This is a genomic window from Pseudomonas sp. 01L34 (assembly GCF_056400265.1).
In genome coordinates, this window is sequence record NZ_JBFTSX010000001.1 from 92,336 (window position 1) to 112,856 (window position 20,521).

At 60.9% G+C, this 20,521-nt stretch carries 21 protein-coding genes; 6 read left to right on the forward strand and 15 right to left on the reverse strand.

Features of this window, described 5'->3' with window-relative positions; genetic code table 11:
* Positions 1–29: 29 nt before the first annotated feature.
* Complete coding sequence (locus AC1DQM_RS00475) at positions 30–926, forward strand: LysR family transcriptional regulator (protein ID WP_018929748.1); 897 nt, start codon at positions 30–32, stop codon at positions 924–926.
* A 235-nt stretch (positions 927–1,161) separates the two neighbouring features.
* On the opposite strand, the gene AC1DQM_RS00480 is transcribed toward AC1DQM_RS00475, so the two are convergent.
* The 7 genes from AC1DQM_RS00480 to AC1DQM_RS00510 are packed head-to-tail and all read right to left on the reverse strand — an operon-like array spanning position 1,162 to position 7,466.
* Positions 1,162–2,538: a sensor histidine kinase gene (locus AC1DQM_RS00480; protein ID WP_477745639.1), complete on the reverse strand. Its 1,377-nt coding sequence runs from the start codon at positions 2,536–2,538 to the stop codon at positions 1,162–1,164.
* Positions 2,535–3,197, reverse strand: coding sequence for a response regulator (locus AC1DQM_RS00485; protein ID WP_018929746.1), 663 nt, complete (start codon positions 3,195–3,197; stop codon positions 2,535–2,537). The genes AC1DQM_RS00480 and AC1DQM_RS00485 overlap by 4 nt, the downstream gene beginning before the upstream one ends.
* Before the next feature lie 12 nt (positions 3,198–3,209).
* Positions 3,210–3,854: a tetratricopeptide repeat protein gene (locus tag AC1DQM_RS00490; RefSeq protein ID WP_477745640.1), complete on the reverse strand. Its 645-nt coding sequence runs from the start codon at positions 3,852–3,854 to the stop codon at positions 3,210–3,212.
* Positions 3,851–4,660, reverse strand: a complete 810-nt coding sequence (locus AC1DQM_RS00495; protein WP_436275454.1) for an SDR family oxidoreductase — start codon at positions 4,658–4,660, stop codon at positions 3,851–3,853. Before AC1DQM_RS00495 ends, AC1DQM_RS00490 begins: the two co-directional genes overlap by 4 nt.
* Entirely contained in the window at positions 4,647–5,321 is a 675-nt protein-coding gene (locus AC1DQM_RS00500; RefSeq protein WP_349747417.1) for an iron-containing redox enzyme family protein, read from the reverse strand. The genes AC1DQM_RS00495 and AC1DQM_RS00500 overlap by 14 nt, the downstream gene beginning before the upstream one ends.
* On the reverse strand, positions 5,318–6,799 hold the full coding sequence (locus AC1DQM_RS00505; protein ID WP_477745641.1) for an AMP-binding protein: 1,482 nt from the start codon (positions 6,797–6,799) through the stop codon (positions 5,318–5,320). The genes AC1DQM_RS00500 and AC1DQM_RS00505 overlap by 4 nt, the downstream gene beginning before the upstream one ends.
* Complete coding sequence (locus AC1DQM_RS00510) at positions 6,789–7,466, reverse strand: thermostable hemolysin (RefSeq protein ID WP_477745642.1); 678 nt, start codon at positions 7,464–7,466, stop codon at positions 6,789–6,791. Before AC1DQM_RS00510 ends, AC1DQM_RS00505 begins: the two co-directional genes overlap by 11 nt.
* Positions 7,467–7,652: 186 nt before the next feature.
* Between AC1DQM_RS00510 and AC1DQM_RS00515 the strand changes: the two genes are divergently transcribed.
* Positions 7,653–8,225, forward strand: a complete 573-nt coding sequence (locus AC1DQM_RS00515) for a cytochrome b (RefSeq protein WP_064618341.1) — start codon at positions 7,653–7,655, stop codon at positions 8,223–8,225.
* 83 nt (positions 8,226–8,308) lie between these two features.
* Here AC1DQM_RS00515 and AC1DQM_RS00520 read toward each other — a convergent pair whose 3' ends face one another.
* The gene (locus AC1DQM_RS00520) at positions 8,309–10,117 is read right to left on the reverse strand and encodes a monovalent cation:proton antiporter-2 (CPA2) family protein (protein ID WP_477745643.1); all 1,809 of its coding nucleotides are present in this window, start codon (positions 10,115–10,117) and stop codon (positions 8,309–8,311) included.
* 193 nt (positions 10,118–10,310) lie between these two features.
* Here AC1DQM_RS00520 and AC1DQM_RS00525 point away from each other — a divergent pair, with 193 nt between their 5' ends.
* Entirely contained in the window at positions 10,311–11,225 is a 915-nt protein-coding gene (locus AC1DQM_RS00525) for a LysR family transcriptional regulator (protein WP_018929738.1), read from the forward strand.
* On the opposite strand, the gene AC1DQM_RS00530 is transcribed toward AC1DQM_RS00525, so the two are convergent.
* The 3 genes from AC1DQM_RS00530 to AC1DQM_RS00540 form a co-directional block, all read right to left on the reverse strand.
* Entirely contained in the window at positions 11,215–11,991 is a 777-nt protein-coding gene (locus AC1DQM_RS00530) for a substrate-binding domain-containing protein (RefSeq protein ID WP_018929737.1), read from the reverse strand. The genes AC1DQM_RS00525 and AC1DQM_RS00530 overlap by 11 nt on opposite strands.
* A 32-nt stretch (positions 11,992–12,023) precedes the next feature.
* Entirely contained in the window at positions 12,024–13,316 is a 1,293-nt protein-coding gene (gene tcuC / locus AC1DQM_RS00535; protein WP_019579428.1) for an MFS transporter, read from the reverse strand.
* Positions 13,317–13,487: 171 nt separating this feature from the next.
* The gene (locus AC1DQM_RS00540) at positions 13,488–14,561 is read right to left on the reverse strand and encodes a diguanylate cyclase domain-containing protein (protein ID WP_477742944.1); all 1,074 of its coding nucleotides are present in this window, start codon (positions 14,559–14,561) and stop codon (positions 13,488–13,490) included.
* A 165-nt stretch (positions 14,562–14,726) separates the two neighbouring features.
* Between AC1DQM_RS00540 and AC1DQM_RS00545 the strand changes: the two genes are divergently transcribed.
* Entirely contained in the window at positions 14,727–15,065 is a 339-nt protein-coding gene (locus AC1DQM_RS00545; protein WP_033064132.1) for an FKBP-type peptidyl-prolyl cis-trans isomerase, read from the forward strand.
* A 359-nt stretch (positions 15,066–15,424) separates the two neighbouring features.
* Here AC1DQM_RS00545 and AC1DQM_RS00550 read toward each other — a convergent pair whose 3' ends face one another.
* Positions 15,425–16,543 (reverse strand): cytochrome P450, encoded by a 1,119-nt coding sequence (locus AC1DQM_RS00550; protein ID WP_477745644.1) that lies wholly within the window; start codon positions 16,541–16,543, stop codon positions 15,425–15,427.
* Between the two features lie 81 nt (positions 16,544–16,624).
* On the opposite strand from AC1DQM_RS00550, the gene AC1DQM_RS00555 reads away from it, so the two are divergent.
* On the forward strand, positions 16,625–17,389 hold the full coding sequence (locus AC1DQM_RS00555; protein ID WP_477745645.1) for an ArsR/SmtB family transcription factor: 765 nt from the start codon (positions 16,625–16,627) through the stop codon (positions 17,387–17,389).
* Here the strand turns inward: AC1DQM_RS00555 and AC1DQM_RS00560 are convergent.
* Positions 17,386–17,994, reverse strand: a complete 609-nt coding sequence (locus AC1DQM_RS00560; RefSeq protein ID WP_477745646.1) for a LysE family translocator — start codon at positions 17,992–17,994, stop codon at positions 17,386–17,388. The genes AC1DQM_RS00555 and AC1DQM_RS00560 overlap by 4 nt on opposite strands.
* Before the next feature lie 105 nt (positions 17,995–18,099).
* Between AC1DQM_RS00560 and AC1DQM_RS00565 the strand changes: the two genes are divergently transcribed.
* Positions 18,100–19,026 carry a LysR substrate-binding domain-containing protein gene (locus AC1DQM_RS00565; protein ID WP_477745647.1) on the forward strand — a complete coding sequence of 309 codons (927 nt, stop codon included), beginning with the start codon at positions 18,100–18,102 and terminating at the stop codon, positions 19,024–19,026.
* On the opposite strand, the gene AC1DQM_RS00570 is transcribed toward AC1DQM_RS00565, so the two are convergent.
* Both AC1DQM_RS00570 and AC1DQM_RS00575 read right to left on the reverse strand, forming a co-directional pair.
* Positions 19,016–19,357 (reverse strand): hypothetical protein, encoded by a 342-nt coding sequence (locus AC1DQM_RS00570; RefSeq protein ID WP_138867763.1) that lies wholly within the window; start codon positions 19,355–19,357, stop codon positions 19,016–19,018. The two genes, AC1DQM_RS00565 and AC1DQM_RS00570, sit on opposite strands and share 11 nt — an antisense overlap.
* A gap of 135 nt (positions 19,358–19,492) precedes the next feature.
* Positions 19,493–20,512, reverse strand: coding sequence for a branched-chain amino acid aminotransferase (locus tag AC1DQM_RS00575; RefSeq protein ID WP_018929727.1), 1,020 nt, complete (start codon positions 20,510–20,512; stop codon positions 19,493–19,495).
* Positions 20,513–20,521: the final 9 nt, after the last annotated feature.

The following is a 20,521-nucleotide window of genomic DNA, read 5'->3' on the forward strand; positions in this document are numbered from 1 at the left end:
TGTTAACGGCATAACGTCAAGGATGGTTCATGTTCGACTGGAATGACCTGCGGTTTTTTCTTGAATTGCAGCGCAGCGGCCGCTTGCTGACCGCCGCCCGCCGCTTGAACACCACCCACGCCACCGTGGCCCGGCACATCGAGGCCATCGAAAAAAGCCTCGGCACCGCACTGTTCGTCCAGCATGCCCAAGGCTACGAACTGACCCCGGCTGGCGAAGCGCTGCTCAAGCATGCCGAGGCCATGGAAAACGTCGCGTTGCTGGCCCAGGAAGAAATCACCCAATCCACCGCGCCGCTGGGCAAGATCCGCGTCGGGGTAACGGAGGGGCTGGGCATCATGTTCCTCGCCAGCCGCATGAACGGCTTGTTCGAACGCTATCCGGGGCTGGAAGTGGAACTGGTGGCGGTGCCGCGCTTCGTCAGCATCCTCAACCGTGAAGCAGAGATCAGCATTCACCTGGAACGCCCGGCCGCCGATATGCTGGTCACCCGCAAACTCACCGACTATCGACTGGCGCTCTACGCCAGCCAGGCCTATCTGGACCGCTCGCCACCGCTGCGCAGCCGCGAAGACCTCGGCCGCCACGCGTGGATCGGCTACGTCGATGATTTGCTGTTCAGCCAGGAACTGATGTTCCTCAACAGCTTCTGCCGTAACCCCCAGGTGGTGTTTCACAGCACCAGCGTCATCGCCCAACAACAGGCCGCACGCTCGGGCCTGGGGATCGCCGTGCTGCCGTGCTACATGGCCAGCGCCGATCCTGAACTGGTGCCGTTGCTGCCGGACGAAAGCATCCAGCGCAGTTATTGGATCAGTACGCGGCGCGAGCTGCACAAATCGGTGCGGCTGCGGGTGTTGTGGGATTACGTGGTGGAGTTGTGTGAGCGTGAGCAGGCTCTGCTGCGAGGCTCCATTCCTTTGTAGGAACGAGCGGTGCGGCGATCCGACTTGCCTGCGAAGGCGTCAGGTCTGGCATACCGCGTTATCGTTCTTCGCGGGCTAGCCTCGCTCGGGTAATGGAATCTTGAGTCAGTGAGAAACCTGTGGCGAGGGAGCTTGCTCCCGCTTGAGTGCGTAGCACTCACAAAAATCGGCGATTGTTCAGATTTTGGGGCCGCTACGTAGCCCAGCGGGAGCAAGCTCCCTCGCCACAGAGTGTTCAATGGTGCTGGTCAACAGGAATGGACAGCGTCGCCCGCAACCCACCTTCTGGCGGATTGACCAAGGTAATCCGCCCACCCAGCCGTGTCGCGATGGTATTGACGATGGCCAGCCCCAGGCCCGCGCCGCCGGTGTTTCCACGGCTGTAAAAGCGTTCGAACAATCGTGCGCGATCCGCTTCGTCGATGCCCGGTCCCTGGTCCTGGACGCTCAAGTTGTAGAACCCGTCATCCTGGCTCAATTGCACGGTGATGACGCCATGCTCCGGCGAAAAATTCGCCGCGTTGGTGACCAGGTTGTTCAGGGCGATGTCGATGGTGCCGGCGTCGGCGAGGACTTTGAAAGGCCGGTCCTCGGCGTCGAAAGCCAGTTCCAGGTTCCTGCTCAGTAACCAGGGTGTGAGCTGGGCCAGGCTGGCGCGCACGGTTTCACTCAGGTCGATGCTGTGCAGCACCGGCACCACGGCCTTGGGTTCGAGACGCGCCATGGTCAGCAATTGATTGACCAGACGGCTGGCGCGGTCGACCCCGGCAATCAGAAACGCCAGGGACTCACGACGCTCCTGTTCCGTGCCGGCTTCCAGCAGGTTTTGCGCATGCACCCGCAACACGGCCAGTGGCGTACGTAATTCGTGGGCGGCGTCGGCGATGAAGCGCCGCTCACGGCCAAGCACCTCTTGAATTTGCGCGAGCATCCGATTGAGCGCCGCTTGCATCGGTTCCAGTTCGCTAGGCAACGGGGTCAGTTGCAACGGCTCCAGAGAACCGCTGTGCCGTGCCCGCAACGTTGCCGCCATATCGGCCAGGGGTTTGAGCCCCCAGCCAATGGCCAGCCAGACCATGGCCGCCAGCATCAGGCTGCCCAGCACATTGGGCCACAGGGTGTGACGCACGATCCGGTCGACCAGGTCTGCACGCACGTCGTCCCGTTCACCGACCCAGATGCGCAGGTCATTCTCTTTGTCTTCGAGCACGAACACCCGCCAATGACGGCTGCTCAAATCCACCACATCGCTGAAACCATGTGTCGTCGGCGGCACGGTGAAGGAGGGGGCGCTGGCGGTGTGCACCAGCACTTCGCCTTTGCTATTCCACACCTGAAAGGCAATTTTGCCTTCATAGGGGTGACCATCGACGCCCGGCACCGCTTCACTCAAGGCCTTGTTGAACGCTTGATACAGTTCGGCGTGTTCATGGCTGGCCAGCGGCATGCGCATCACACCCTGCAGCAGCCGGGCGTTCTGCGCCAGTTGGGCGTCGTAGACTTCGGCGATTTCGTGATTGCTGTCGTGCAGGTTGAACACGCTGAGGATTGCCAACCCCGTCAGCATCAGGCCGATGATCAGCGTCAGGGTACGACGCCGGATCGAACTCATCGACGCTCCTCCACCAGATAACCCACTCCACGAATGGTGCGGATCAGGTCGGTGGAGAACTTCTTGCGCAAGTGATGGATGTGCACTTCCAGGGTGTTGCTTTCGGCTTCTTCGTTCCAGCCGTAAAGCAGTTGCATCAGGTGATCGCGGGTCATGACCCGGCCCGGAGGCGAGAGCAATTCATGGAGCAGTTGATATTCCTTGGGCGTCAGCGCCACCGGTTCGCCCTGATAGCTGACTTGCTGGGTGCCGGGGTTCAGGCAGATGCCGGCGTGTTCGATCAGCACTTGCGCGCGACCGGCACTGCGGCGCAACAAGGCTCGCAGGCGAGCCTTGAGTTCGGCCAGGTCGAAGGGTTTAACCAGGTAATCGTCGGCGCCGGCATCCAGCCCGGCGATGCGGTCTTCAGTGGCATCCCGGGAGGTGAGGATCAGCACCGGCAGGTTCGAGCCGCTGTCACGCAAGCGGCGCAGCACTTCCAGACCGTCCATGCGCGGCAGGCCGAGGTCGAGCACGGCCACATCGAAGGTTTCGCTGAGCAGTGAATGCAAGGCGTTGCTGCCGTCCTGCAGCCAGTCGACGGTGTAACCCTCACGGCCCAGGGCCTGATGAATGCCCTCGCCAAGGGCTACGTCGTCCTCGATCAGTAATAAGCGCACACGGGACTCCTGTCAGTCGAGTTTCTTGTTCACATCACCCAGTAATGCTTCGATCTCTTTGCGACGCCCGGCGTCGGCGCTTTCCCGGCCAGGACGGGGCGCGGCGTGCAGGGCTTTTTGCAGTGCGTCCCGAGCTTCACCATAGCGCTTTTGACGGTAAAGGTGATCGCCCCAGAAGTACAGGCTGTCGATGCCGGTCGGGTTCAGGTCCAAGGCCTGCTTCAACAGTTTTTCGGCCTTGTCGGCGTCGCCGAAACCGATAGGCCAGCCGGGCACCCGATCATACAGCGCCGCGAGGCTGGTGTAGGCCGAGCCTTGCAGGGCCTTGGGATCGATGGCCAGGGCTTTTTCCAGATCGACTTTGGCGGCCTTGGCCTTGCTCAGGGCGCCGAGGCCACCCTGGGCGCCGGCCCAACTGCTGGTGACGATGCCGGACCAGATCCACGCTTCGGCCAGGGATTGGCGCTCCCGGGTGAACGAGGAAGCCTGGGCTGCGAGTTTTTCGAAGGCGGCGCTGCGCTGCTCGGCGGGCAATTCGTACTGGATGTGCGCCCAGCTTTGTTGAATTGCATTGAGGCGCTGCTGATCGGCGGCGTCCAGCGCCCAGACGCTTTGGCTCAGCACGGCGAGCAACAAGCAGGTGAGGATTTTCTTCATGGTTTGAGGCTCTCCTTATCGGTCTTCTGACTCAGGCGACGGATCAGCGGCAATTGCTTGCGCAAGCCACGGTCCACCAGATGCGGCAACAGACTGTTCAGGCGCACGAAAAAGCGTTCCGGCCAGCCCAGGTACAAGTCGCGACGGTCACCGGCAATGGCGTGGATGACCGCCGAGGCAACGGTCTGCGGGTCGTCGACATTGGCTTTGAGCGCATCGTTCAGCGCTTGGGCCGCCGCGCTGTTCATGCTGGTATGGGTTGCCCGGGGAGCGACATAGAGCACGTTGATCCGGGTATCGGCCAGTTCCCGGCGCAGGGCTTCGGAGAAACCGCGCAGGGCAAACTTGGTGGCGCAATAGCTGGCGTAACCGGGGTAGCCGATGGAGCCGTAGGTCGAACCGACGTTCACCACCATGGCACTCTCGGCCTGCTTGAGCAGCGGCAGCAATAACTTGGTCAGGCTGATCGGCGCGCCGACGTTCACCGCGAGCATGGCGTTGATCTCGCTGTCATCGAGCTGTTCGAGCATGGCGAAGTGATTGACGCCCGCGGCATTGATCAGCAGGTTGATGCCGCCGATGGCCTCGGCCGCCGCCAGCACTTTGCGCCGGTCGTCGGGCAGGGTCAGGTCCGCCCCGACCCAGCGCAACTGCTCCGGGTAGCGCTCGAGCAAGGGCTCCAGCGACTCTCGATGCCGGGCCACGGCCAATACGTGTGCACCACTGGCACACAGGGTGCCAGCGATGGCCAGGCCGATGCCGCCGCTGGCACCGGTCAATACCACGCGAGCCTCAGACGGGCGCATGCAGATTCTCCCCATCGCGCGGCAGGCCACGGAACATGTCGGTGTAGAGCGTGTACACGACCTTCGAGGCATGAATCACCGCAGCCTGGTCGGCCGGGTCTTCGAGCAGGTTCATCAAGCGGCGGTAGGTCTGCATGTGTTCGATATCCAGTGAGCCGTGGGAACTGAGGTAGCTGAAGGCGCTTTCCGGCAGCGCCAGGCGTTCACGGATGCTGCCGGCCGCGTGGGTGGCCAGGGCGATGCTGGTGCCTTCCAGCACGTTGACCATGCCGAACAGGCCCACCGGGTTGTCCCGGGCAATCAAGTCGTAAAGAAAGCTGACCATCAACTCGATCGGCAGCGATGGACGACCATCACGCACGGCGTCTTTGTCGCCGCCACAGGCTGCGATGTCGTCGAGCACCCACTGTTCGTGGCCGTATTCGTCCTCGATGTACTCGCACACCGCTTTGCGCAGCCATTCCAGACGCTGCGGCAGACGTGCGCCGCACGCCATCATCAACGGCACGGTATGGCGCACGTGATAGTAGGCCTGGGTGAGGAAGGCGCGGTAGCTGTCCAGGCTCACGTTGCCCTCAAGGGCATCGCGGATGATCGGCAGATTGAACAGCTCGTGGCGTTCTTGATAGGTGGCTTCTTGCAGCGTGTCGAAAAAACTCATGGTGCAGATACCTCGGGGAAAACGGATTCAGTGAGCAGCGCCCGGTAACGCTCGACAATGGCATCGCGGCGCGGTCGGCCATTGGCGGTCAGCAGGCCGTTGGCGGGGGTGAAGGGTTGATCGAGACGGGTCCAGTGATGAACCTGGGCGTAATCGGGCAAGGCCTCATTGGCCTGGGCCACGGCGGTGGCCAGCTCTTCATCGGTGCAGTCCGGTCGATGGGGCCAGAGCAGGGCGTAGTTGCTCGGCATCGCTTCGCCGTAGACGAACGCCTGGGCGATGTGGCGACGCTGGGTGAGTTCGGCCTCGACCCATTCCGGGTTGACGTTGCGGCCGAAACTGGTGATGAACTGATGTTTCTTGCGCCCGTTGAGGTAGAGAAAGCCTTCCGGGTCGAACTCGCCGAGATCGCCGGTCGGCCACCATTCATCGTGGTAGGGCGCTTGCCCCAGATAGCCGAGCAGGGTCGAGCCCTTGACCAGCACTTCGCCGTCGTCGGCCAGGCGAATTTCTACATGGGGCAGGGGCCGGCCGACGCTGCCGGGGCGGTGTGCTCTGGGGCGATTGAGGCACACCACCGACGCACATTCTGACAACCCGTAACCTTCATACACCGGCATGCCGATGCGTTGGGCACGATGCAGCAGTTCTTCGGAAACCCGCGCACCGCCCAAGGCGGCAAAACGCAACGATTGGGGGTTGAACGCTTTTTGCTCGGCGGCGCTGACCAGCATCAGCAGCAACTGTGGCACCAGGATCAAGCTCTCGGGCGCGCGGGAGGCCAGACACCCCAACAAGCGCGGCACATCGACACCGCTGGCCCCCTGAATGCCCAGGGTTTTCTGGCTCGGCACGCTGAGGGTCGCGCCGGCATACAGCGCAGCATAACAGCCGAGGTTTTCCAGCAGGATCGCCAGGGGCAGCAGTGCCAAGTGATGTCGCGGATGGGTGGGCTTGCTCGCCTGATCCAGTTCACGGGCCACTCGCAAAAGGCTTTCGGCGCTCAGGCATACACCTTTGGGTGTGCCGGTGGTGCCGGAAGTGAAGGTGAGTTTGGCGGTGCCTTCGGGGATGAGGTTCGGGCCGCTGAAGGAACGACGCCAGAATTCGCCTGTGTGTTCATAGCCGGTCCCTTGCAGTTCGGCGTCCAGTTCCGGCTCGGCAATCACCCGTTCGGCCTGGCTCTGTTGCAGGCAATGAATGCGTTGTGCCGGGCTGAAGAAGGGCGGCAACGTCAGGCAGGTCAGGCCTTCGAACAGGATGGCCAGGTCCCAGAGCATCGCCTCGGTACCGTTGTCCAGAGCCAGCGCGACCACTTTGACGTGCTCATCACGAAGACGCTGTTGGCGATCCGTGACCTCGGCGTACAGCTTGGCGTAGTCGAGTTTCAACTGATCGCCCCACAGGGCGACGGCGTTGCCTTTGTGTTCGGCGTGATGGCGCAGGGTTTGTTTGAAACGCTCCATTTCAGGCGACATGGCTGGACTCCTCAAGGGAGGTTGGCAGCCCCAGGCGATTGAACAGGCCGATGTTGCGCAGATGAATGAAACCGGCGCGGATGTTGCCGACATGCACCCATGGCTGGCTCTCGTAATAACTGCCCCAGTGGTGACGGTCGTCGCCCAACCGCTCGGGATCGGCGGCGCAGAGCGTCACCGGCTTCAAACCCAGGCGATGAAAACTGTTTACCAGCCCGATGTTGCCGGTGAACGCCACCCATTCCAGCCCGCCCATGGCCAACAGATAGGTGATGGCGACGATGCTCAGCCGCGCGCTACCGGTATCGCTGGCTGCGAGGTTACCGACCTCGACAATCCCGGCCCGGTCCACCGGTTGGCCGGCAGCGGCGCTGATCAGCGGATCGATCGCCTCGTCCAGGTAACGCTCCAGAAATAAGGGTTCGGCACTGGCCAGTCGTAAGCCGGCCACCGCACACAGCGTGTCGGACTCATCGCTCAGGCCGAACAGTTGTGGCATGAAATGGCGGATATCGGCGCCATGGGCCTTGCGAAAACGCTGCTGGATAAAAGCTTCGAAGACGGGTCGCTGGGTATCGTCCGGCAAGGCCCTGGCCAGACTCATCTGCGAGGATTCGGCTTGACCGAAGTGCAGGGGCAGAGGAATGTTCCAGTCAAAATCGTGCATGGGCAAGAACGCCTCCCCGAGTCAGTTTGGGGGGAGTATCAAAGGCGATTCTTAACGAAGTCTGAAGGTTATCTTCAGATTGTCTTAAGACTGGACAGGCAGGGTGGCGCCGGTCGGTTCGACGAAACCGGATCCAGGCTGCACGAAATGAGTCGGCAGCCGCCACCGATCTTCAAGAGGCTCTGTATGACCCGAGATTCAGCAGTACACCGGTATGGAAAACTCTCGATCACCTTGCACTGGCTGATGTTGGCGCTGTTCGTCGGCGTTTATGGCTGCATCGAGATCAAAGGGCTACTGCCCCGTGGAAGTGATTTGAGGGGTCTTTTTCTGGGGCTTCACGGCTTATTCGGATTGAGCATTTTTGCGTTGGTCTGGGTCCGCCTGCTCGGGCGCCTCACCCCCCGGCCACCGATTACCCCGGCTCTGTCAACCTGGCAGACCGGCGTCTCGCACCTCATGCACCTGGCGCTGTATGTGCTGATGATTGCAACCCCGCTATTGGCCTGGTTGATGCTGGCCGCCGGCGGCAAGCCAATGCCGTATTTCGATTTCTTCCTGCCGGCGCCGGTGGCGGTTGATCCCGTGCTGGCCAAGCAATTCAAGCATTGGCATGAGTGGCTCGGCAGTGCCGGTTACTGGCTGATCGGTTTGCACGCGGCGGCGGGGTTGGTCCATCACTACTGGGTTCGCGACAACACGCTCACGCGCATGCTGCCCAAGGGCTTTGGTGCGGGTGTCAACGAGCGTCAGCGATAAGTTTCCCTGGACGTTCGGGCTGCCTCGAACACTGCGTTATCGTTCATCGCGAGCTTGCTCGCGATGAAGTCATCACTGTCACCTCAAACCTTGCCCGCTTGCTCTTCCAGCTGATCCGATTCAAACAACTTCGCCAGTTCCGCCCGCGCTTCCTGCGCCGTCTGCATCACCTTGGCCGCATCGTCATACACCGCGTGCTGAGCCTCCAGCACCTGTTCGTCGTGATGGGTAAAGCGCTTGATCCGCGCATCCGCCTGGGCTTGGGTCAGCCCCAGTCCAACCAGGGTGCGCCGGGTCATTTCCAGGCTGGAGTAATAGGTTTCCCGCACCGCCTGCGCCCCGACATCCACCAACCGGTGCACATGCTGACGGTTACGGGCACGGGCGATGATTTTGATGTGCGGATACAGCTTGTGCACCACCTCGGCCGTCTTGATGTTGGTGTCCGGATCATCGGTGGCGATCACAAAGAACTCCGCTTGCTCGACCTTGGCCGCGCTGAGGATTTCCGGGCGCATCGGGTCGCCGTAGAACACCGGCACGCCGCCGAAGCTGCGGGACAGTTCGATGGTTTCCACCGAGGTGTCGAGGGCGATGAACTTGATGTTCTGCGCCCGCAGAATCCGCGCCACGATCTGACCCATACGGCCCATGCCCGCGATGACCACGCGGGGCGTGTCGGCGTCGATTTCGCGGAACTTCTGCGGCACCTCCACCGGTTGCACCTTGGGTTTGACCAGGCGTGCGCAGGCGAGCAGCAACAGCGGCGTCAGCGCCATCGACAGGGTGATGGTCAGCACCAGCAAGTCGTACAGGCGCGGCTCGAACAAGCCCTGGTCCCGACCGATCTTGAACACCACGAAGGCAAACTCACCACCGGCCGCCAGCACGATCCCCAGACGAATCGCATTAACCTTGCCCAACCCTCCGGCCAGTCGACCGACCACAAACAGTAGCGGCAGCTTGATGGCGATCAGCAGCAGGGTCAGCCCCAGCACCACAACCGGCGCACTGAGCAGCAGACTCAAGTTGGCACCCATGCCGACGCTGATGAAAAACAGCCCCAGCAGCAGGCCCTTGAACGGTTCGATCTGCGCTTCCAGTTCGTGACGGTATTCGGAGTCCGCCAGCAGCAGGCCGGCGAGGAACGCGCCGAGTGCCATGGACACGCCCACCAGGTCCATCAGCCACGCCGTACCGATCACCACCAGCAATGCGGTGGCGGTGGACACCTCCGGCAGACCGGTCTTGGCCACCGCGCGAAACACCGGGCGCAACAGATAACGCCCGCCGATCACCACCACCGCGATGCTGCCCAGCACCCGCAAGCCATGGTTCAAATCTTCGGCCGCGCTGCTGGTGTGATCACTGCCGGCCAGCAACGGCACCATCGCGATCAAAGGGATCGCGGCGATGTCCTGGAACAGCAAAATCGCGAACGCCAACCGCCCATGGGGGCTGGTCAGTTCCTTGCGCTCGGCCAGGCTTTGCAAGCCAAACGCGGTGGACGACAACGCCAGGCCGAGGCCCAACACGATGGCGCTGTTCAGGGACTGGCCGAACACGAACAACGCCAGCACACCAATCACCGAACCGGTCAGCAGCACCTGTGCCAGGCCCACGCCGAACACCGATTTGCGCATCACCCACAAACGTCGCGGCGACAGCTCGAGGCCGATGATGAACAGCAACAACACCACCCCGAGTTCGGAGATGTGGCTGACGCTTTGTGGATTACCGATCAAACCCAGCACCGACGGCCCGATGATCACCCCGGCAAACAGATAGCCGAGCACCGCCCCCAATTGCAGGCGCTTGGCCAAGGGAACGGCGAGCACCGCCGCGAACAAAAAGACGACAGCGGCTTGTAACAGGTTGCCTTCATGGGGCATGTGAAACTCCAAAAACTCGATACGGCGGGGGCGATAAGGATAAAGGCTGGAGCCGGATGCGTCAGCCATGAACGAAAATGTTTGGGCCTCGCGATGGCAATTTTGCAGGCACCCAAGATGTCGTTACATTTAGCATCAATTAGTGACATTCATAGGATAAGCTGATCAATCTGTTCGTTCCCGAGTGCGCACCATGACCATCAACTTCGACCTTAACGATCTGCAAGCCTTTCGCGCCGTGGTTGAGCAGGGCAGCTTTCGCAAGGCTGCGGACACCGTACGCATCTCCCAACCAGCCCTCAGCCGGCGGATCGAAAAGCTCGAAGACGCTCTGGGCGTGAAATTGTTCGAACGCACGACTCGCCGGGTCAGCCTGACTCAGGCCGGGCGTGGTTTCATGCCCAGCGTCGAACGCCTGCTGGATGACCTGGACGTGGCGCTACTGGGCATCAGCGAAGTCGCCTCGACCCGGCTCGGGCATGTCACCGTCGCCTGTGTGCCGTCGGCGGCGTACTACTTCATGCCGCGTGTGATCGCCCACTACCATCGGCAATTTCCACGGATCAAGGTCAAGGTGCTCGACTCCAGTGCTCACGAGGTATTGAGTGCCGTGGTCAACGGTGAAGCGGACTTTGGCCTGAGCTTCATGGGCACCCTGGAGGCCGAAGTCGAATTCGAGCCGCTGGTGCAGGAAGGTTATGTGGTGGCGTGCAGACGAGATCACCCCCTTGCAGGACGCAGCAGCGTGACATGGGATGAGTTTTATCAGCAGGATTACATCTCGCTGGACAAGACTTCGGGCAATCGCTTTTTGCTGGATCAAGCGCTGGCTGGCGTGGTGCCACAGCGGCCGAGCATCTGCGAAACCCGTCATGTGACGACCATGATCGGTCTGGTGGAGGCCGGGTTGGGCGTGGCTGCCGTGCCGTTGATGGCGATGCCGGCGGCGGACCACCCGATTCTGACGCGGGTACCGTTGACCGATCCGCAGGTGATGCGCAATGTCGGGTTGATCAAGCGCCGGGGTCGTACGTTAACCCCGGCGGCATTGGCGTTGGAGCGTCTTGTAGTGGAAATGAAAGTCCAGCAACCTTCGGTCAGTGGCTGACTGAGTCCAGCCCCGTCGCTTTTACGTCCGGCTGGGCTGCGCTGGAGGCCAGGTACTCAAGCAGCGCCTTGGCCTCGGCCGGGTGTTGCGCATTGACCGGAATACCGGCGGCGAAACGGGTGACCGATTGCACCGATTCCGGAATTTTCGCCACAAAACTCACCCCAGGCACCGGTAGCAATTCGCTGACCTGCTGGAAGCCCAGTTGATAATCGCCGGTGGCAACCACCGAGCCCACCGGGATTTTCGGGATCATCTTCGATTTGGGTTTGAGCTGGTTTTCGATGCCCAGACGCTTGAACAGTTGATCCTCGATATACACGCCGCTGGCACTGTCGGAGTAGGCGACTGACTTGGCGTCGAGCAAGGTTTTTTTCAGGCCTTCCACCGAGCTGATGTCCGGCTTCGGCGCACCTTCACGCACCACCATGCCGATCCGCGAATCCGCCAGTTCGACCCGTGAAGCGGGATCGACTTTGCCTTGCTTGATCAGGTCGTCGAGGGCATAGCCGACCATGATGACCACGTCGGCTTTCTCACCGCGGGCCAGACGATTGGGAATCGCTTCCGGGGCCTTTCCCATGGATGGACCGAGGGCGGTGTCCAGGGTGTTGCCGCTAGACTCGGCGAATTTCGGACCGAGGATTTTGTAGGCCGCCGTGAAACCACCGGAGGTCATTACACGGATTTCTTCAGCCTGGGCGATCGAACTCAGACCGAGACTGGCCACCAGGGCCAGGGCGGTAAAGTTGAAAAACCTTTTCATCAAATAGCTCTCGCAGTTAGAGGTTGGGTGGTTCACGACACGGCCGGTTGCAGGCGGCCAGAGGCACGGCGATAGAGAAACAGCGTCGCGCACAGGGCACAGAACGCGGCGAAACTCATCCAGTAACCGGGTGCGGCCTTATCGCCGGTGTACTGGATCAGGAAGGTCGATATGGCCGGTGTGAAACCGCCGAACACCGCCGTCGCCAGGCTATAAGCCAAAGAGAAACCTGCGACCCGAACCTCGACCGGCATGATTTCCGTCAGTGCGGCGATCATTGCGCCGTTGTACAAGCCATAAATGAACGACAGCCACAGCAGCACCAACAGCATGTTGATGAAACTCGGTGCTTGCACCAGATAGGTCAGCGCTGGGTAGGCCGTGGCCAACGTCAGCAACGCCATAGCGATCAGTACCGGGCGACGACCGATGCGATCTGAAAGCGCGCCGCCAATCGGCAACCAGAAAAAATTCGAAACGCCCACCAGCAAGGTCACCAACAGCGCATCGGAGGTATTGAGGTGCAGCACGGTTTTGCCGAAGGTCGGCGCGTACACGGTGATCAGATAGAACGCGGTAGTGGTCAGGGCGACCATCATCATCCCGGCGAACACGATGACCCAGTTCTGTCCCAGGGTGCGGAACACGTCACCCATGCTTGGCCGGTGTTTACGGGCGGCGAACTCTTCGGTTTCTTCCAGGTTACGGCGCAGGAAGAAGATGAAAGGCACGATCATGCAGCCGACGAAAAATGGAATCCGCCATCCCCAATCGGCAATCATCGTCGGCGCCATCCATTGGTTCAGACCATAGCCCAAAGCCGCCGCGACGATGATCGCCACTTGCTGGCTCGCTGATTGCCAACTGGTGAAGAAACCTTTGTTGCCAGGAGTGGCGATCTCCGCGAGGTACACCGATACACCGCCCAGTTCCGCACCGGCCGAGAAGCCTTGCAGCAATCGGCCGATCAGCACGATGGCCGGGGCGAACAGCCCGATGGTTTCGTATCCGGGCACCAGCACAATCAGAATCGTACCGCTGGCCATGATCGACAGGGTGACGATCAGCCCTTTGCGGCGCCCCACATCATCGATGTAAGCGCCCAGTATCACGGCGCCCAACGGACGCATCAGGAAGCCCGCGCCGAACACCGCGAACGTCATCATCAGGGACGCAAACTCGCTGCTGGCAGGGAAAAATACGGCAGCGATCTGCGTGGCATAGAAGCCGAAAAGGAAGAAATCGAATTGCTCGAGGAAGTTGCCCGAGGTCACTCGGAAAATCGCACTGGTCCGGGAGCGACCGGAATGGATTGATGCTGTCATTGACGTGTACTCCACCGCTTTTATGACGTGCACTGCCTGGACGCGGTGCACGGTTCTTATTAGGGTGGATAGTGGAGCAGGGACATCGATATGTTAATTGCATAGTTGGTATGTATTGATGCATGAAGCGGATCAATGCTGCCGACCCAGAGACGCGGCGTTTGCCCAAGGCTATTCGCTGTGAACGCGTATTGGGCTGATGTTCCCCAACCGATACTGATTATTCCCACTGCGCTTGGCCTCATACATCGCCAGATCGGCAATGTGAATCAACCGGTCCATGCTCGGCGCATGGTCCGGGAACACCGCCACGCCGAGACTGCTGCCGATGTGGCGCTGGTCGTTGCCGATGGTCACTGGCGGTGCGAGTTCGATGAAGATTTTCTGGCAGATGCTGCGGGCTTCGTCTTGCAGGCTGTTGCCTTGGGGAAGTCCTTGGAGGATGACCACGAACTCGTCGCCGCCGATCCGGGCAACGGTGTCGGTTGAGCGCAGGATTCTCTTCAGGCGTGTCGCGGTGGTGATCAGCACGCGGTCGCCGGCCGCATGGCCGTAGTGGTCGTTGATCGCCTTGAACCCATTGAGGTCGACAAACACCAGCGCCACCCGCGTGGCGCTAAGGCGGGCGTGTTCCAGGGCAGCGGACAGGCGCTCTTCGAGCACCAGGCGATTGGGCAGGCCGGTCAGCGGGTCGTAATGGGCCAGGTGCTGCAGATAACTGGCGGAGGCTTTTTCTTCGGTGATGTCGCGGACCACGCCCATCATCTTGATCGTTGCGTCATGCTCATTCTTGACCACATTGCCGGTCTCCCGCAGCCAGCGGATGCTGCCGTCCGGCCAGACCACGCGGTATTCCTCGTCGTGGTTTTCGCCGGTTTCCAGGCAACGCAATTCACCGGCGCGGACCTTGACCCGGTCGTCCGGGTGCACACAGGAACAGAACAGGGCGTAGGAGGGCGTCACCTCGCCGATCTTGAACCCGAACATCCCGTAGATTGCATCCGACCAATAGAGCTTGTCGGTATCAACCTCCCAGTCCCAGGTGCCGATGCGGGCGAAGTATTGGCTGCGTTTGAAGCGCTCGGCGTCGCCTTCCTGGTGGATACTTTGTCCCTCGGTGAGGCTATCGATCAGCGCACGGCACTCGGCCAACTGCTTTTGCAACGAACGATCGCGCCAAATCAGCGCGACGATCAGGGCAAGGGTCAGCGAGCCGATGGTGACGTCGGTCCAGAGCTGACTCATTGAGGAATTGCGCTCATGGCGTATCGAACCGTGGGGGAGGTGGCGGGTATATTAGTTCACGACCACTGCCGGATACAGAGCGAAACGGTTGCCAATGGCCTGCATTTCTGGGAAAACGGCGCCCATCAAGCCCGCTCGGGCAAGCGCACAGATAGAGTGAATGTAATGAATGATGAGTTGCAGGTAATCGACCTTGAAGTGGGCGACGGCAAAGCTGCCGTCAAAGGCGCGCTGATCACTACCCAATATCGCGGGTGGCTGGAAGACGGCACCGAATTCGATTCTTCCTATAGCCGGGGCAAACCTTTCCAGTGCGTGATTGGCACCGGGCGGGTGATCAAGGGCTGGGACCAGGGAATCATGGGCATGCAGGTCGGCGGTAAACGCAAACTGCTGGTGCCGGCGCACCTGGGCTATGGCGAGCGCTCGATGGGGGCGATTACGCCGAATTCGAATCTGATTTTCGAGATTGAATTGCTGGAAGTGCTGACGCGGGATGATTGATGGGCGAGTGAATTGAAATGATCAACCCCGCTGTTTCTGAGAGGAGAGAGCGGGGTTTTTGCTATCTGTGGCGAGGGGCTTGCTGTGGCGAGGGGGCTTGCCCCCGTTGGGTTGCGCAGCGACCCTGAAACCTGTGCATGCGGCGTTTCAGGGAATCTCCACTCGCCAGTTTTGCGGCTGCTGCGCACCCGAGCGGGAGCAAGCTCCCTCGCCACAATTCAGCCGCTGTTTCCGTGGATCGATGTTGTCCAGCGCCCGGTTCACGGTCAGTTTGCCCAATATGCTGACTGCTGAACCTCAAGTACTGTGTTGCGATGCGTGCAAGCGAGCCTGCTCGCGATGAACGATGACACGCTCTGTCAGGCGTTCGGCAGATCAGTAAACAAAGGAATGCGCCCGTTCAGAGAGGCGCGGTAGTGCCAGGTCAACCGGCCCAAAACAGGTTTCATCGCCAGGATATCAACCAACGTCGCGCGGGCAATGCTCAAGGCCAGCACCTGCCCTGGGCATTGATGACGGCCGGCGCCGAAGGTGAAGCTGCGGCGGTTTGGGCGTTCGAGCAGGAATGTATCGGGATCGTCATTGAGCAGCGGATCACGATTGGCCGAGGCCAGCAGCACCAGAATGACGTCGCCGGGGTTCAGGTTCACGCCGTCGATTTCGCACGGTGCGGCGACGAAGCGGCGGGTGTTCTGCACCGGAGGATCGAAGCGCTGCACTTCGGCGATCAGGTCGTTGACTTGAGTCGAGTCGATCTGCGGGTTTCGGCTCAACGCCAGTAGCGCATTGCCGATCAGCCCGGCGGTGGCTTCGTAGGTCTGGGAGAACAGGCCAATCAGGTTGGCGATCAAGGTTTGCGGGTCGGTTGAGGTGGCGAAGCGCTGCCGGATACCGGCGAGCAGGGTGCTTCGATTGTTCGGATCAGCCAGAAGCTCGATGAAATATCCCTTCAGCTGTTCTGCCGCAACATGGGCAGCGTCCAGTTGGGCCTGGTCGCTGAGGGGTGACAGGCAGGCGACGAAGTCAGCGGTCAGCTCGCTAATGGCCCGGCCCTGAGCCGGAGAAAAGCCCAGCAACGCCGCCACTACACAGACCGGCCCGCGAAACATCGCCGCGTACAACCCATCGGCTCCAGGGGTAATCAACCGAGCACTGACCAGTGAGTTGACTTCATTCACATCAATCAGCGCCAGCCCCGGCTCAATCGCCGCCCTCGGGCAACGCTGCCGCTCACCCTCGCTCATCCGCATCAACTGACCGAACACCTTGCCGGCCATGCCTTGAGCAATTGCCTTGGGCACCGGCTCATGCGCCGGCCGCACATGGCAATCCGGATGCGCCAGCACGGCAGCAACCGCTCGGGCGCTGCTGGCCACCCACAGTTTCAGTCCCTGATGAAAAACCAATCCACCCTCGGCACGCAGTTGCGCATAGTAGGGGTAAGGATCGGCGTGAGTCGCAGCGATGATCGGGTCCATGGGTCGCAGCCTTATCGATGGTTGAAAAGTGTTGCTACTATCACCAGTCCGAAAGGGCCTTGATTCGTCCGGGAGCGAAATATGAACGCAGAACAACATGACGTTGGCGTCTCTCAAGTGGCCGCAGCGATTGCAGAGCCTGCGCGGACGAAAATCCTCTGCTCGCTGATGGACGGCCATGCCCGCACCAGCACCGAGCTGGCGGCGGTTGCCGAAGTCAGCGCCTCGACCGCCAGCGCACACCTGGCCAAGCTCAAGGAACTGGCGCTGGTGCGTTTGCACGTTCAGGGCCGCCATCGCTATTACAGCCTCGCGGACAAACGCGTGGCCCAGGCACTCGAAGCACTGATGGTGATCGGCCAGAACGCCGTGCCGACGTTCAACCCGCGCACCCCGGACCGCCTGCAATTCGCCCGCACCTGCTACGACCACATGGCCGGCACGTTGGCAGTGGTGCTGCATGACCGGATGATCGACGCGGGGTGGTTGCTGCAAACCGATGAGCAGGCTTATCGATTGAGCGACAGTGGTGAAGCGTTGTTCGAAGGATTGGGCATCGACGTCAAAGACCTCGGCACTTTGCGCCGCCGCTTTGCCTGCCCGTGCCTGGACTGGAGCATGCGTCGGCCGCACCTGGGCGGTGCCTTGGGCGCGGCGTTGCTGCAAACGGCGATCAAACGCCAATGGGTGACGCAGGATCTGGACAGTCGGGCGTTGGCGTTGACGGCGGTGGGGCGAAAGGAACTCGGTCACCGGTTCGCCGTTGAACTGCCGATTCAGGGAATGACAGCGCCACTCACGTCCACCGGGAACAGGCGCCGCGCGATCGCCAGTCCTGCGACTTAGCGACTGGCCGAGGCCATGAGCACGCCAAAACCGGCGAAGGTCACGCCCGAAACTTTTGCGGTCAGCCAGGAACCTTTCGGGCTCGACAACCAGCCTTTGGCGGCATTGGCGAGCAAGGCATAGCTGCCATGCACCAGGATCACCAGTACGCCGTAGGAGGCGACCAGCTTGATGAACTGGCTGTAGAAGTGCGCCGAAGTGTCGATGAATTGCGGGAACACCGCCAAAAAGAAAAACACCGCCTTGGGGTTCAGAAGCTGCATCGAAGCCGCTTCAAGGAAGCGATAACCCGGGCTTGAAGGGCGCGTTTCAAGCAGCGTGCTGAAACGATCCGAGCGCCAGCTTTTGTAGCCCAGGTACAACAAATAGGCGGCTCCTGCGTATTTCAATGCGATAAAGGCGTTCGCCGAGGTGCTGAGTATCAGGCCAACACTGGTGGCGCTGATGGCAGCGACCACAAACGCCCCCGACGCAATTCCCAGAATGCCCGGCACGGCCCCCCTCCAACCGTGGCGCACCGCGTTGGACAGGGTCAGGACCACACCAGGTCCCGGGCTCAAAATGGTCAGGGTGGCGAAGAGTACAAAGAGTCCGTAACTGGTCATGGCTTGCTCCGTCAGGTGGCATTGGCTGCGTGCTGGCAGATTGGCGTGGCGAGGAGGGCGTGACAAACGCTTTAATTACAGCGCATAGGTGACTAAATTAGACGCATGATCAATCCATTACCGCCTCTTAATGCTGTTCGCGCCTTCGCCGTTGCTGCTCGTCATCAGAGCTTCAGCCTGGCGGCCGAAGAGCTGCATGTCAGCCACAGTGCCGTCAGCCGGCATATCAAATTGCTCGAGGAATACCTGGGGGTGCTGCTGTTCGAGCGACGTATCCGTCAATCGGTGCTGACGCCGGCCGGCCAGCGCTTTTATGAGCAGGTCAGCGCCGGGCTGTCGCAGATCGCCAATGCCGCCACTGCGCTCAAGCAGCATGCCTCGCTGCCTACGGTGAAGATCAATGTGCGTCCGTCCTTCGCCATGCTTTGGCTGACGCCCAGGCTGGCGGATTTCGTTGCGCGGCACCCCGGCATCAAACCGCAGGTGATCACCCAGACCCAGGCACCCGATCAGACACGCGACGGGTTCGATATCGTCATTCGCCGTGGTCGTGACGATTGGGCACCGGCGATTGAGGCGCGAGCGCTGTTCGAAGACGAACTGTTGCTGGTCGCGGCCCCTGCGCTGATCGAGCGCCTGCCACTTGAAGACCTCACGTCCCTGAGTCGGCATACGTTACTGACCGCCAAGGCCCGTCGCGAAGACTGGCACAATTGGGCCATGCACTTTGGTCAAAGCCAGTCAGCCACTCAGGTCACCCGGCAGTTTGATCACATGCACCTGGTGCTTCAGGCCGCAGTGGATGGACAGGGCATTGCCCTGTGCCCGACCTCTTTGCTGGGCAGCCATATCTCGAGCGGACGCCTGATCTGCCCGTTACCCGAGTTGCGCATGCCGTTGCCGCGTTATTACTACGGTGTTGCGCCGGACGTGACGGCTCACACGCGGATCTTTGTGGAGTGGTTATTTGCCCGGATTGCTCAGGATGAGCTGAGTTGGCAGACACCTCGTGCCGTGACCGCTAGGCTCTGAAATCCCAGACGATCTCCACCACCCGCACCGCCAGCACCAGGTAAACCAGACCCAGGATGATCTGGAACGCCGTGTGATACGGCAACCTGGACAGCCGGCGCAAGCCGTCGCTGACACTGAGCAGCATCAACAGTGCTGATATTGCAATCAACCCCCAGCCGGCGAGGTTTGAGGCGAGCATTCCCATGAACAGCTGATGACCGCCGTGCAACGCGTTGGTGCCCGCCGCGAATAGCAGGGCGCACACCAGCAGGTTCTTGATGTTGTCGAACACCTGCGTGGTGAAGTCGGTTTCCAGCAAGGCCAGATACTTTCGCCAGAATTTATCCATGGTTGTGGTGGCACCTGTTGATGGCGGTTGCACGTGGCAAGTCTAGTGGCGTTTTGCACGAAACGCGGGCGAAAAAAAGCCCGGCCTTCAATGTGATGGCCGGGCTTTTGTGTTCAAACGGACTGTGGCGTCAGATCAAACCTTGACGATCCAGCCCGCTGGCGCTTCGATGTCGCCGGTCTGTACACCGGTCAGCTCTTTGTAGAGCTTCTGGGTGACCGGGCCGACTTCGGTTTCGCTGTGGAACACGTGCAGCTTGTCGTTGTAGCTGATGCCGCCGATCGGGGTGATCACCGCGGCAGTACCGCAAGCACCGGCTTCCTTGAAGTCGGACAGCTTGTCGATGAACACGTCACCTTCAACCACTTCCAGGCCCAGACGGGTCTTGGCCAGTTCGATCAACGACAGACGGGTGATGCCCGGCAACACCGAAGGGGAATTCGGGGTGACGAACTTGTTGTCGTGGGTGATCCCGAAGAAGTTGGCCGAGCCGACTTCTTCGATTTTGGTGTGGGTCATCGGGTCCAGGTAGATGGCGTCGGCGAAGTGCGCCTTCTTGGCCTGGGAGCCTGGCATCAGGCTGGCGGCGTAGTTGCCACCGACCTTGGCCGCGCCGGTGCCTTGTGGAGCGGCACGGTCGTAGCTGGAGATCTGGAAGTTGTGTGGGGTCAGGCCGCCCTTGAAGTAGGCGCCGACCGGGATGCAGAAGATCGAGAAGATGAACTCGGGTGCGGTACGCACGCCGATGTTGTCACCCACGCCGATCACGAACGGACGCAGGTACAGCGCGCCGCCGGTGCCGTAAGGCGGAATGAAACGCTCGTTGGCGCGGACCACGTCCTTGCACGCTTCGATGAACTGTTCGGTGGACACTTGCGGCATCAGCAGGCGCGCGCAGCTGCGTTGCATGCGGGCGGCGTTCTGGTCCGGGCGGAACAGGTTGATCGAACCGTCCTTGCAACGGTAGGCCTTCAGGCCTTCGAAGCACTGCTGGCCATAGTGAAGGGCAGTCGAGCCTTCGCTGATGTGCAGCACGTTGTCTTCGGTCAGGGTGCCTTTGTCCCACTCGCCATTACGCCAGTGCGACAGATAGCGCTTGTCTGTCTTGATGTAGTCAAAACCCAGCTTGTCCCAATTGATGCTTTCGTTACCCATGACACCCTC

What these genes read in the sequence shown, in the direction of transcription:
- AC1DQM_RS00475 (WP_018929748.1), top strand. Translation starts at nt 30, where the DNA reads ATGTTCGACTGGAATGACCTGCGGTTTTTTCTTGAATTGCAGCGCAGC.
- AC1DQM_RS00480 (WP_477745639.1), bottom strand. Translation starts at nt 2,538, where the DNA reads ATGAGTTCGATCCGGCGTCGTACCCTGACGCTGATCATCGGCCTGATG.
- AC1DQM_RS00490 (WP_477745640.1), bottom strand. Translation starts at nt 3,854, where the DNA reads ATGAAGAAAATCCTCACCTGCTTGTTGCTCGCCGTGCTGAGCCAAAGC.
- AC1DQM_RS00495 (WP_436275454.1), bottom strand. Translation starts at nt 4,660, where the DNA reads ATGCGCCCGTCTGAGGCTCGCGTGGTATTGACCGGTGCCAGCGGCGGC.
- AC1DQM_RS00500 (WP_349747417.1), bottom strand. Translation starts at nt 5,321, where the DNA reads ATGAGTTTTTTCGACACGCTGCAAGAAGCCACCTATCAAGAACGCCAC.
- AC1DQM_RS00505 (WP_477745641.1), bottom strand. Translation starts at nt 6,799, where the DNA reads ATGTCGCCTGAAATGGAGCGTTTCAAACAAACCCTGCGCCATCACGCC.
- AC1DQM_RS00510 (WP_477745642.1), bottom strand. Translation starts at nt 7,466, where the DNA reads ATGCACGATTTTGACTGGAACATTCCTCTGCCCCTGCACTTCGGTCAA.
- AC1DQM_RS00515 (WP_064618341.1), top strand. Translation starts at nt 7,653, where the DNA reads ATGACCCGAGATTCAGCAGTACACCGGTATGGAAAACTCTCGATCACC.
- AC1DQM_RS00520 (WP_477745643.1), bottom strand. Translation starts at nt 10,117, where the DNA reads ATGCCCCATGAAGGCAACCTGTTACAAGCCGCTGTCGTCTTTTTGTTC.
- AC1DQM_RS00525 (WP_018929738.1), top strand. Translation starts at nt 10,311, where the DNA reads ATGACCATCAACTTCGACCTTAACGATCTGCAAGCCTTTCGCGCCGTG.
- AC1DQM_RS00530 (WP_018929737.1), bottom strand. Translation starts at nt 11,991, where the DNA reads ATGAAAAGGTTTTTCAACTTTACCGCCCTGGCCCTGGTGGCCAGTCTC.
- tcuC (WP_019579428.1), bottom strand. Translation starts at nt 13,316, where the DNA reads ATGACAGCATCAATCCATTCCGGTCGCTCCCGGACCAGTGCGATTTTC.
- AC1DQM_RS00540 (WP_477742944.1), bottom strand. Translation starts at nt 14,561, where the DNA reads ATGAGTCAGCTCTGGACCGACGTCACCATCGGCTCGCTGACCCTTGCC.
- AC1DQM_RS00545 (WP_033064132.1), top strand. Translation starts at nt 14,727, where the DNA reads ATGAATGATGAGTTGCAGGTAATCGACCTTGAAGTGGGCGACGGCAAA.
- AC1DQM_RS00550 (WP_477745644.1), bottom strand. Translation starts at nt 16,543, where the DNA reads ATGGACCCGATCATCGCTGCGACTCACGCCGATCCTTACCCCTACTAT.
- AC1DQM_RS00555 (WP_477745645.1), top strand. Translation starts at nt 16,625, where the DNA reads ATGAACGCAGAACAACATGACGTTGGCGTCTCTCAAGTGGCCGCAGCG.
- AC1DQM_RS00560 (WP_477745646.1), bottom strand. Translation starts at nt 17,994, where the DNA reads ATGACCAGTTACGGACTCTTTGTACTCTTCGCCACCCTGACCATTTTG.
- AC1DQM_RS00565 (WP_477745647.1), top strand. Translation starts at nt 18,100, where the DNA reads ATGATCAATCCATTACCGCCTCTTAATGCTGTTCGCGCCTTCGCCGTT.
- AC1DQM_RS00570 (WP_138867763.1), bottom strand. Translation starts at nt 19,357, where the DNA reads ATGGATAAATTCTGGCGAAAGTATCTGGCCTTGCTGGAAACCGACTTC.
- AC1DQM_RS00575 (WP_018929727.1), bottom strand. Translation starts at nt 20,512, where the DNA reads ATGGGTAACGAAAGCATCAATTGGGACAAGCTGGGTTTTGACTACATC.